Below are 10,799 nucleotides of genomic sequence, written 5' to 3'. Positions count from 1 at the left end.
GTAAGGAGATCAACGATAATGACCAAGAAATGGGCCACGGTGGTCGCGGCGGGCGCGCTCGCGCTCGCCGGATGCTCGAGCGACCTGCCCGACGACAAGGCCACCGTCGGCGGCACACCCAGTTCGGAAGCGAGCAAGTCGACCTTCTTCGACCAGGCCGAGTACAACCGCCAGCTGGCGTTCCGCGGTGCCACGCCGCAGGGCCCGGACGGCAAGCCGTGGGAGCAGATGCTCGAGCCGGAACTGGTCGACACCGCGAAGTTCGCCAAGCCCGGCGGAAACTACACGATCTGCTTCTCCAACGCCGCGGTGAACAACCCGTGGCGGCAGGTGGGCTTCAAGACCATGCAGCAGGAGGTGAAGCAGCACCCGGAGATCACCACGTTCACGGTGCTCGATGCGGAGGCCAAGGACGACAAGCAGATCAGCGACATCCAGTCGCTCACCGGCAAGAAGTGCTCCGCGATCATCATTTCACCGAACACCACCGCCACGCTGACACCAGCCGTCGAGCAGGCGTGCCAGACCGGCGTGCCGGTGATCGTGTTCGACCGAGGCGTCAACACCAAATGCCCGGTCACCTTCATCCACCCCATCGGCGGCTTCGCCTTCGGCGCGGACGGCGCGGAGTTCCTGAAAGAGAAGGTCAAGCCGGGCGGCAAGGTCCTCGCCCTGCGCATCCTGCCCGGCGTGGACGTGCTCGAGCAGCGCTGGGCGGCCGCCAACGAGATCTTCGCCGGCAGCGAGCTGAAGGTGGTCGGTGTGGAGTTCACCGACGGCGACGCGGCGAAGACCAAGAGCATCGTGGCCGACTACATCCAGCGCGAGGGCCGGATCGACGGCGTGTGGATGGACGCCGGCGCGACCGCCGTCGCCGCGGCCGAGGCGTTCCAGGACGCCGGGGTCGACGTCCCGGCCATCGTCGGCGAGGACCAGCAGGACTTCCTGCGGCTGTGGGTCGACGAGGGCCTCACCGCGGTCGCGCCGACCTATCCGACCTACCAGTGGCGCACGCCGATCATCGCCGCGCTGAAGATCCTCAAGGGCGAGCAGGTGCCGAAGGAGTGGGTGCTGCCGCAGCCGCGGATCACCGGCGACAACGTCAAGGACTACGTGAAGCAGGACATGCCGCCACTGCACTACGCCATGTGCGGCTGCGAGGGCATGCCGGGCTACCCGGGGCCGTGGCGGTGATCAGTCATCCGCTCGGGGTCAACACCTGGGTGTGGGCCTCGCCGCTGACCGACGCGACCTTGGCCGCCCTCGCGGCCAGGGTCGCGGGGTGGGGCTTCGACGTGCTCGAGCTTCCGGTGGAGAACCCGGGCGACTGGGAGCCGAGGCGGGCCGCCCAGGTGCTCGCCGACCACGGCCTGGGCGCCACCGTGTGCCTCGTGATGCCGCCCGGTCGTGAGCTGGTCGCGGCGGACCCGGCCACCATCCGGTCCACACAGGATTACCTGTTGCGCGTGGTCGACGCCGCCGCGGCCGTCGGCTCGCCGGTGATCGCCGGACCGGCGTACGCCTCGGTCGGCCGGACCTGGCGGCTGTCACCGGCCGAGCGGGCCGCGGCGTACGCGCAACTGCGGGAGAGCCTCGCCCCCGTCGTCGAGTACGCGGGCGCGGCCGGCGTCACGGTGGCCGTCGAGCCGCTCAACCGTTACGAGACGAGCCTGCTCAACACCGTCGGCCAGACCCTCGAGGCGATCGGCGACCTGCCGCACTGCGGCGTCGCGCTCGACCTCTACCACCAGAACATCGAGGAGACGGACATCCCGGCGGCGATCCGCTCGGCCGCCGGCCGGGTGGCACACGTCCAGGTGTGCGGCAACGACCGCGGCACGCCCGGCGCCGATCACCTGGACTGGTCGGCGATCCTCGCCTCGATCGACGCGGCGGGCTACGGCGGCCCCCTGTGCATCGAGTCGTTCACCGCGGAGAACGCGACGATCGCGACCGCCGCCTCCATCTGGCGTCCGCTCGCCGCGAGCCAGGACGCGATCGCCATCGACGGCCTGAAGTTCCTGCGGGCGGTGATGCCCTAGCACCGACAGTCGACTCCACGCAGTCCGACGGCGCCGGCACGCCGCATGGTCACGGCCATCCCCGTAGTTCCTCGCGTCCCAGGAGGTACCGCATCTTTTGACTTCCTCCGCCGCCTGAGAGTCGGCGATTCCTCCCCTCGCAGGGTGGACCTTCCTGCTTCACCGGCGATTGCCCCCGGGACGAACCCAAGCCGGGGTCTTACATGGCCTCCACAGGCTTCACATCCCGCCAGCCCGGCGGTAGACCGGCCGAGTTTCCTCAACCGGCACCACCGAGGTTATCACCACTTTGCAGACCCCTACGGCCGGGTGGGCGGTGGACGGCTATCCGCCGTGGCGGCGGATTCCCTATCCCTGTCCTGCTTGGCAGGAGTCCGTTTCCTCTCCGGCCTACGGCCGGGGTATCCACGGAAGGTATCTGATGAACGTGACCTGGCGTTCCCGGTGGGGACGACTGTTAGCGATACCCGTCGTCGGCGCGCTCGCGCTGTCCATGATCAGCCCAGCGCCGGCGGTCGCCCACCCGGGCGACCATGGCCAAGCGCACGTGCTGATCTTCACCAAGACCACTCAGTTCCGGCATACCGAGGCGATCGAGCAGGGCGTTCCCGTGCTGCAGGCCGCCTTCGCCGACGCCGGGATCACCTCGCAGCACACCGAGGACTCGTCGATCTTCAACGACGAGGACCTCGCGCACTTCGACGCCCTGGTGATGTTCCAGGCTTCCGGCGACCCGTGGACCGCCGACCAGAAGGCGGCGATGGAGCGCTACATGAAGGCCGGGCACGGCATCGTCGCCATCCACAACGCCACCGACATGCGCGGGAACTACGCGTGGTGGGACAACATGATCGGCTCGCTGATGCCCGGCCACGCGGCCACCGGCACCAGCCCCGGCCTGCCCGGCACTGTCCGCGTCGAGGACCACAGCCACCCGTCGACCGCGCACCTGCCCCAGCGGTGGGAGCGCGCCGACGAGTGGTACAACTACGCGCTCAACGTCCGCGGCAACGCGCACGTGCTCGCCACGATGGACGAGACGACGTACAACCCGGGCAACAACGCCATGGGCTACGACCACCCGATCTCGTGGTGCAAGCCGTACGACGGCGGCCGTGCCTGGATGACCGGCATGGGCCACTTCGGCGCGCACTACACCGGCGAGCCGGGCCTGGTGCAGCACATCGTCGGCGGCGTGAAGTGGGCGGCCGGCATGGTCGAGGGCGACTGCGGCGGCACGGTGTGGGACCAGTTCGAACGGGTCCCGCTGGACCAGAACACCAGCGCCCCGTTCGCCATGGACGTCGCACCGGACGGCCGGGTCTTCTTCACCGAGCTGGTACGCGGCCAGATCCGGGTGTACGACCCGCGGACGAAGACCACCTCCACCGCGATCACGATCCCGGTGTACTCCGGCGGTGAGGACGGCCTGCTCGGCATCGCGCTCGACCCGAAGTTCGCCCAGAACGGCTACCTCTACATCTACTACGCGCCGGCGAGCACGAACGACAGCGACCCGGCGAACTTCGTCAGCCGCCTGTCCCGGCTCACCGTCGGGCCGGGCTCGCAGATCGACCGGGCCACGGAGAAGGTCCTGCTCGAGGTGCCGGCGCGCCGGCTCCCCGACGAGCCCGGGCACACCGGCGGCGGCCTCGCGTTCGGCCCGGACGGGAACCTCTACCTGAGCGTCGGCGACGACGTGAACCCGCACTCCGAGCCGTCCGGCGGCTACGCGCCGCTGTCCGAGCGGGACGGCACGTTCCACGACGCGCGGGCGACCTCGGCCAACACCAACGACCTGCGCGGCAAGCTGCTGCGGATCCGCCCCGAGGCGGACGGCACCTACTCCATCCCCGCGGGCAACATGTTCCCGCCGGGCACCGCGAAGACCCGGCCGGAGATCTACGCGATGGGCTTCCGCAACCCGTTCCGGTTCTCGATCGACTCGCAGACCGGGGCCATCGGGCTGGCGGACTACTCGCCGGACAACAGCAACGACAACCCGGACCGCGGGCCCGCCGGCATCGCCGAGTGGAACCTCATCACCGAGCCCGGCTTCTACGGCTGGCCGCTGTGCATGGGCAACAACGAGCCGTTCCGGGACGTGGACTACCGGACGAACCCGGTGACGGTCGGGGCGTACTTCGACTGCAACAAGCCGATCAACGACTCGGTGCGCAACACCGGCCTGACCGAGTTGCCGGCGGCCAAGGCACCCAAGATGTGGTACGGCTACAAGCGTTCCTCGGTGCCGTCCGTGATCCCGCAGGGCGGTGGCCTGGCGCCGATGGGCGGCCCGTTCTACAAGTACGACCCGAACCTGCAGTCCGACACCAAGTTCCCGGCGTCCTACGACGGCAAGCCGTTCTTCTACGAGTGGTCGCGGAACAAGATGTACTCGATCATCCCGAACGGGCAGGGCGGGGTCGAGAAGGTCAACCCGTTCCTGCCGCAGCAGCAGTTCCTCGCCCCGATCGACTCCAAGTTCGGTCCCGACGGCTCGATGTACGTCCTGGACTGGGGTGGCGGCTTCGGCCGCGACAACCCGAACTCGGGGCTGTACCGGGTCGACTACATCTCCGGCTCGCGCTCGCCGACGGCGAAGATCAGCGCGACGCCGGACTCCGGCCAGGCGCCGCTGCAGGTCCGCTTCGACGGCACGGGCAGCACCGACCCGGAGAACGAGCAGCTACGCTACGAGTGGGACTTCACCGGTGACGGCTCCGCCGACTCCACCGAGCTGAAGCCGAGCTTCACCTACACCGCGAACGGCGTCTACAACGCCCGCCTCACGGTGACCGACCCGGCCGGCAAGACCGGGACGGCGACGGTGCCGATCACGGTCGGCAACACCCGGCCGAAGGTGAAGTTCAACCTGCCGCCCAACGGCGCGTTCTTCGACTTCGGCGACGAGGTGAGCTGGGACCTGTCGGTCAGCGACGCTGAGGACACCCAGATCGACGACGCCGATGTGGTGATCCAGCCGGCGATGGGCCACGACGAGCACGCGCACCCGGCCGACCCGTTGCACGGACGCACCGGCAAGGTGGTCACCGCCCTCGGCGGCGGGCACGGCGAGGACATGAACGTCTTCTACGCGATCGACGGCCGCTACGCCGACTCCGGTGGCGCGGGTGGCATCCCGAGCCTGACCGGATCGGACACCACCCTGATGTTCCCGAAGCAGCGGGAGGCGGAGTTCTTCGACAACTCGTCGAACATGACGGTCGGCTCGTCGCGGGACGTCGAGGGCCATGGAAGCTCCATCGCCGGCCAGAACGGCGCCTGGGCCTCGTACGACCCGGTCAACCTGCACAACGTCGACCGGTTGATCCTGCGCGCGTCGGCCGCCAGTGCGGGCAAGATCGAGCTGCGGCGGGGCGCGCCGGACGGCGCACTGCTGGGCACCGCGCAGGTGCCGGCGACCAGCGGCGGCGGCTACGTGGACGTCCCGGTCGAGGTGGCCGACCCCGGCGAGACGTTCACCCTGTACGCGGTGTTCCCTGGTGCCGGTGAGCGGCGCCTGAACTTCATCGAGGCCGACGGCAAGGGCGTCTCGCCGACGAGCAAGCCGAAGGTGGCGGTGACCTCCCCGACGCCGACCGACGAGCTGGAGCCGGGCGAGATCCAGGTGACCGCGGCCGCGAGCGACGCGGAGAACACGATCACCAAGGTCGAGTTCTTCGTCGACGGCACGTCGATCGGCGTCGACACCACGGCGCCGTACTCGATGAAGTGGAACGCGTCCACCCAGAAGCGCTACCAGCTGACCGCGGTCGCGACCAACGACAAGGGCTACCACGCCAAGTCCCGCGTCGTGCAGGTCGAGGTCGGTGACCTCTACGGCGCCTGGCAGACCTACAGCAACACCACCGCCGCGTTCGACCGGCCGGACCAGGACACCTGGATCATCAACGCCGGCGGCGAGAACATGTGGCAGGGCACCGACCAGTACGGCTCGGTGTACCTGACGGCGGCGGCCGGCAACACCTGGACCGCCACGGTGAAGATCGAGAGCCAGACGAACACGAACAACTCCGCCAAGGCCGGCCTGATCGTCCGGAACGACGCCACTCAGCCCGGCAGGTCGCCCGGGTACGCGGCGATGACGATGCGGGCGGGCCTCGGCTTCGAGTGGCTGCGCGACACCGACGGCAACGGCCAGCTCGACGCCAGCACCGGCGCCAGCAACACGAGCTACCCGTCCTGGGTGCGGATCGTGCGCGACGGCGGGAAGTACTACGGGTACTGGAGCAAGGACGGGAAGTCGTTCACCCTGGTCGGCGACCCGGTGACGCTGCCCGGCGCGGCCAGCCCGCAGGACATCGGCCTCGCGGTCACCGCGCACAACGCGTCGGCCACCAGCGAGGTGAAGTTCACCGGCTTCACCCTGGTCGACAAGGCCATCCACCCAACACCGCCGGAGACCGCTCCGGGCTGCGCGATCCGCGGCTCGGACACCTTCGACGGTGACACGCTGAACACCAACCGGTGGACCACCGTGCGCAACGCCCCGAACCTGCCGGTGCGGGTCACCAACGGCGGGCTGGTGCTGCCGGTCACCAACGGCGACATCAACGAGGCGAACACCGGACCGATCAGCTACGCCGGCCAGCGCGCCAAGGTCGGACCGTGGACGATCACCACGAAGGTGACCGTCCCGCACGACCGCGAGTGGCAGCACGCCGGTTTGCTCATGCACGGCACCGACAACGACTACGTCAAACTGGCGTTCACCCGCTCCTCGTCCGGCGGTCGGATCCTGGAGTTCCAGACCGAGGCCGGCGGGACGCGGACCTGGCACGCCAACGTGGGTCTGCCGGCGGACTTCCCGGCCAGCGCGCACCTGCGACTGGTCAGCGACGGTCAGAAGCTGACCGCGGCGTACTCCGCCGACGGTCAAAGCTGGACGGCGCTCGCCGGCTCCGCGACCGTCATCCCGAACGCGACCGTCGGCCCCATGGCCGCCGGCGACACCGGGGCGGCGCGGGTCAACGCGGTGTTCGACCACTTCACCATCACGCCGGACGGCACGGACGACGGGGTCCGCGCGCCCAGCGACGAGTTCGACGGCAGCACGCTCGACGGCTGCCGGTGGAACTCGGTGGTGCGGTACGACTCGACCAAGGCCGCGGTGAGCGGCGGTGCGCTGCGCATCGAGACCCAGCCGGGCGACATCAACGGCACCAACAACGACTCGCCGCGGAACTTCATCCTGCAGAAGATCCCCGCGGACGTCGCGGCCGGCGACTGGACGATCGAGACCAGGCTGACGCCGTCGATGCTGCACAAGTGGCAGCTGGCCGGCTTCCTGGTCTACAACAACGACGACAACTACGTGAAGTTCGACGTCGTGGCGAACAACAATGCCGGAACGCCGACCAACCTGCGCGCCGAGCTCGTCTCGGAACGCAACGCGCAGTTCGGCAACGGCGGCAACCGGTCGATCGACATCGCCGACTCGTCCGAGAGCGGCTGGTACCACCTGCGGCTGAGCCGGAGTGGGAACACCTACTCGGCCCAGATCAGCGACGGCGGGGTCAACTGGACCTCGCTCGGCCAGCCGGTCACCAACGACGCCGTGATGACCTCGTTCGGTCTGATGGCGTTGGGTCCGGAGCAGGCGCAGCCGGCCACGGTCGGCTTCGACTACTTCCGGATTCTCGACACGACGGCGCCGAGCCTGACCGTGGCGGTCGACCCGGCGCAGCCGAACGGCAAGCGCGGTTGGTACACCTCGCCGGTGACGGTCACCGCCTCGGCGAGCGATGACCGCGGCGGGCCGGTCCGCATCGAGTTCGTCGAGGGCGACGGTGCCTGGACCGAGTACCGCGAGCCGATCAAGGTGACCGAGGACGGCCGGTGGGAGCTGCGGCTCCGGGCGATCGATGAGGCCGGCAACATCTCCGCGCTGAAAGCGGTGTCCCTGGCCGTGGACACCACGGACCCGGTCGTGACCGTCGACGGCGTGGCGAACGGCGGCAAGTACGACCTCGGCAGGTCACTGCCGATCGCCGCCACGGCCCGGGACGCCGCGTCGGGCGTCGACTCGGTGGCCCTCCGCCTGGACGGGGTGGCGATCGAGAGCGGCGCGGGTGTCCAGCCCACGGCCGGCGGTCACGAACTGACCGTCGTGGCGATCGACCTGGCCGGCAACGCCACGGAGGTGACCGTCTCGTTCGAGATCGTCGCCACCTACGACAACGCTCAGGCGCTGGTGCGGCGATACCAGGCGGACGGCCTGATCAGCGAGGATCTCGCCGACCACCTGTTCGGCCAGCTCCAGGCGGCCAAGAGCACGGCGGCGGCGGGCCGGCCGGAGCAGGCCAAGGCTGCTCTGGACCGGTTCGCGGCGGCGGCCAGGACCGCCACCGACGAGTCGGCCCGCACGCAACTGCTCGCAGCCGGCGCCTACCTGAAGGCCCGTCTGTGAGGAGATGACGGCGAGCCGGTGCCGGCCGGCTCCCCGCCGGTGCCGGAGCACGCCACGCGTGCTCCGGCACCTGGTCTTCTCAGATCACCTGGGTCAGGTTGATCAGGTTGCCGTCAGGGTCGTGCACGTGCGCCACCCGTTGGCCCCACGGCATGTCGTTGGGTGGGCCGAGCACCCGCCCGCCGGCTGTCACCACCTCGTCCAGCAGCGCGTCCACATCGTCGACGTCCACGCTGAGCAGGATCCGCGGCGGCGTGGACAGGTCGGTGTCGGGCTGGCTGACCAGGCCGACCGCCGAGTCGCCCAGCATGAGGCTGACGAAGAACGGCGGGCCGTCAGCTGGGAACCGTCGCACCTGCACGGCGTTGAACAAGCGTTCGTAGAACGCCTGCAGGCGGCTCAGGTCGGGCGTGCTGATGACGGGCTGGACCGTTGTCATTGATTGCTCCTCCGATCGGCGTGGCTGTCACCCACCGGGGGTATACGCACCGGAGTCGCCGGACTCATCGGTGCGCCGCGCGGCGGCCCGCGACCGGCCCGACGACCCCTGGCGGGCCGGCCGGCAAGGCCCCGACCGGCGGCCGGGGCTCGGCCGGCGGGCCGAACAGTTGGACCAGCCGGCCGGGGTCGAGGTAGGTGGTGCTGCCGGTGACCAGACCCTGCCACACGTCGAGGACGACCAGCCCGAACGGCACGTGCACGCCGTTCTGATCCGGCCGGGTCTGCCAGTACGCCGGCGATCCGTTCGCCGTCACCGGCACCAGCCGGGCTCCTTCGCACGTTCCCGGTGCCAGCAGAGCCTGTCGGATCTCCGCCCGGCCGCGGATCCACCAGCGGAACGGTGGCATCGATATGGTGGCATCCTCGTGCAGCATCGCCACCAGCGCGGTCACGTCGTGTCGCTCGAACGCGTCGCAGTATCGGGCGAGCAGGTCGCGTTGGGCCCGGTCGTCCGGCCGCAGTGGCTCGCCCGGCGTCACCCCGGCGGCCTTGAGCGTCGCTCTGGCTCGTTGCAGGGCGCTGGTCACCGCCGCCACGGTGGTGCCCAGCAGATCCGCGACCTCCTCGGCCCGCCAGCACAGCACGTCGCGCAGGATCAGCACGGCCCGCTGGCGGGGCGGCAGATGCTGGAGGACGGCGACGAAGGCCAGCCGGATCGTCTCCCGGCGCACGGCCTGCTCCTCCGGGCCGCCGTCCGCCGGCAGCACCAGGTCGTCCGGCACGGGCTGCACCCAGGCTCGTTCGGTGGCCGGCGCGCCGATCTTCGAACCAGCCCTCGATGGGCCGCTGAGATCCATCGCGAGGGCACGGCGCCGCGCGCCGCGCAGCATGTCGACACAGACGTTCGTCGCGATGCGGTACAGCCAGGTCCGCAGCGACGCCCGCCGCTCGTCGTAACGGTCGAGCGACCGCCAGGCGCGCAGCAGGGTTTCCTGCACCGCGTCCTCGGCTTCGAACCCGGACCCGAGCATCCGGTAGCAGTAGCCGGTCAGCTCCACCCGGAACGGCTCCAGCCGGTCCACCGTCGTGTCCACCACGCCCCCGACCATACGGATACCGGCCGACGTACGGCGGCAGCGATGAGTTCGGAACGCCTCCGTCGTATCCCCTGGTGCGGATCCGGACGGGTCCGCGCAACGGACGGAAGGCGGATGATGGAAGATCGGCTCCGAGCCGCGGTGGCGGCGGAACGGCGCGAGTTAACGGACCTGCTCGCCACCCTGCCGACCGAGCGATGGGATTCGCTCACCCTGTGTGATGGCTGGCGGGTGCGGGAGGTCGTCGCGCACCTGACGATGCCGTTCCGGACCTCCCTCCGGCGGATCCTCATCGACCTGATGAAGGCGCGCGGCAGCTTTGATCGGATGGCCGACCGCGCCGCCCGCCGCGACGCGGCAGGCATGCCCACCGAGCGGCTGATCGCGGCGCTGCGAGACAACATCGACCACCCCTGGACCCCGCCCGGCGGCGGGGTCACCGGAGCGCTGTCGCACGACGTCATCCACGGCCTCGACATCACCGTGGGCCTCGGGCTGCCTCGCCGCATCCCGCCGGACCGGGTGGCGCTGGTGCTGGCCGGCATGCGGCCACGGAACATCGCGTACTTCGGCACCGACCTCACCGGGGTCAGCCTGCAGGCGACCGACCTCGACTGGGTGTACGGATCAGGAGCACCCCTGCGTGGACTCGCTCAGGACCTGCTGCTCGTGATCTGCGGCCGCCGCCTACCCCCGGGACATCTCGACGGTGCGCCCGCGGCACGGTTCTCTCGGTGACCGGGGGCGGGGGACCGGCGCGGCGGCCGCCGGTGGCGGGCACTTGTT

At 70.1% G+C, this 10,799-nt stretch carries 6 protein-coding genes; 4 read left to right on the top strand and 2 right to left on the bottom strand.

Going from position 1 to position 10,799, the window contains the following annotated elements; translation table 11 throughout:
• The first annotated feature begins 18 nt into the window (after positions 1–18).
• The 3 genes from ACFYM6_RS15340 (at position 19) to ACFYM6_RS15330 (ending at position 8,475) form a co-directional block, all read left to right on the top strand.
• Complete coding sequence (locus ACFYM6_RS15340) at positions 19–1,194, top strand: substrate-binding domain-containing protein (protein ID WP_387275799.1); 1,176 nt, start codon at positions 19–21, stop codon at positions 1,192–1,194.
• Positions 1,191–2,042 carry a sugar phosphate isomerase/epimerase family protein gene (locus tag ACFYM6_RS15335; protein ID WP_387275798.1) on the top strand — a complete coding sequence of 284 codons (852 nt, stop codon included), beginning with the start codon at positions 1,191–1,193 and terminating at the stop codon, positions 2,040–2,042. Before ACFYM6_RS15340 ends, ACFYM6_RS15335 begins: the two co-directional genes overlap by 4 nt.
• A 421-nt stretch (positions 2,043–2,463) precedes the next feature.
• Positions 2,464–8,475 (top strand): ThuA domain-containing protein, encoded by a 6,012-nt coding sequence (locus ACFYM6_RS15330; RefSeq protein WP_387275796.1) that lies wholly within the window; start codon positions 2,464–2,466, stop codon positions 8,473–8,475.
• Positions 8,476–8,554: 79 nt separating this feature from the next.
• Here the strand turns inward: ACFYM6_RS15330 and ACFYM6_RS15325 are convergent, their stop codons facing one another.
• The gene (locus ACFYM6_RS15325) at positions 8,555–8,914 is read right to left on the bottom strand and encodes a VOC family protein (RefSeq protein ID WP_387275794.1); all 360 of its coding nucleotides are present in this window, start codon (positions 8,912–8,914) and stop codon (positions 8,555–8,557) included.
• Between the two features lie 64 nt (positions 8,915–8,978).
• Positions 8,979–10,013: a sigma-70 family RNA polymerase sigma factor gene (locus ACFYM6_RS15320; RefSeq protein ID WP_387275792.1), complete on the bottom strand. Its 1,035-nt coding sequence runs from the start codon at positions 10,011–10,013 to the stop codon at positions 8,979–8,981.
• Between the two features lie 114 nt (positions 10,014–10,127).
• Here ACFYM6_RS15320 and ACFYM6_RS15315 point away from each other — a divergent pair, with 114 nt between their 5' ends.
• The gene (locus ACFYM6_RS15315) at positions 10,128–10,751 is read left to right on the top strand and encodes a maleylpyruvate isomerase family mycothiol-dependent enzyme (RefSeq protein ID WP_387275791.1); all 624 of its coding nucleotides are present in this window, start codon (positions 10,128–10,130) and stop codon (positions 10,749–10,751) included.
• Positions 10,752–10,799: the final 48 nt, after the last annotated feature.

The sequence above is a fragment of the Micromonospora sp. NPDC006431 genome, from assembly GCF_042870725.1.
Classification (GTDB): domain Bacteria; phylum Actinomycetota; class Actinomycetes; order Mycobacteriales; family Micromonosporaceae; genus Micromonospora.
Note: the sequence above shows the minus strand (reverse complement) of the source record. Positions and strands in the feature narration are given on the sequence as shown.

Bases quoted from the DNA above. Each gene is read 5' to 3' on its own strand.
- ACFYM6_RS15340 (WP_387275799.1), top strand. From the start codon at position 19: ATGACCAAGAAATGGGCCACGGTGGTCGCGGCGGGCGCGCTCGCGCTC.
- ACFYM6_RS15330 (WP_387275796.1), top strand. From the start codon at position 2,464: ATGAACGTGACCTGGCGTTCCCGGTGGGGACGACTGTTAGCGATACCC.
- ACFYM6_RS15325 (WP_387275794.1), bottom strand. From the start codon at position 8,914: ATGACAACGGTCCAGCCCGTCATCAGCACGCCCGACCTGAGCCGCCTG.
- ACFYM6_RS15315 (WP_387275791.1), top strand. From the start codon at position 10,128: ATGATGGAAGATCGGCTCCGAGCCGCGGTGGCGGCGGAACGGCGCGAG.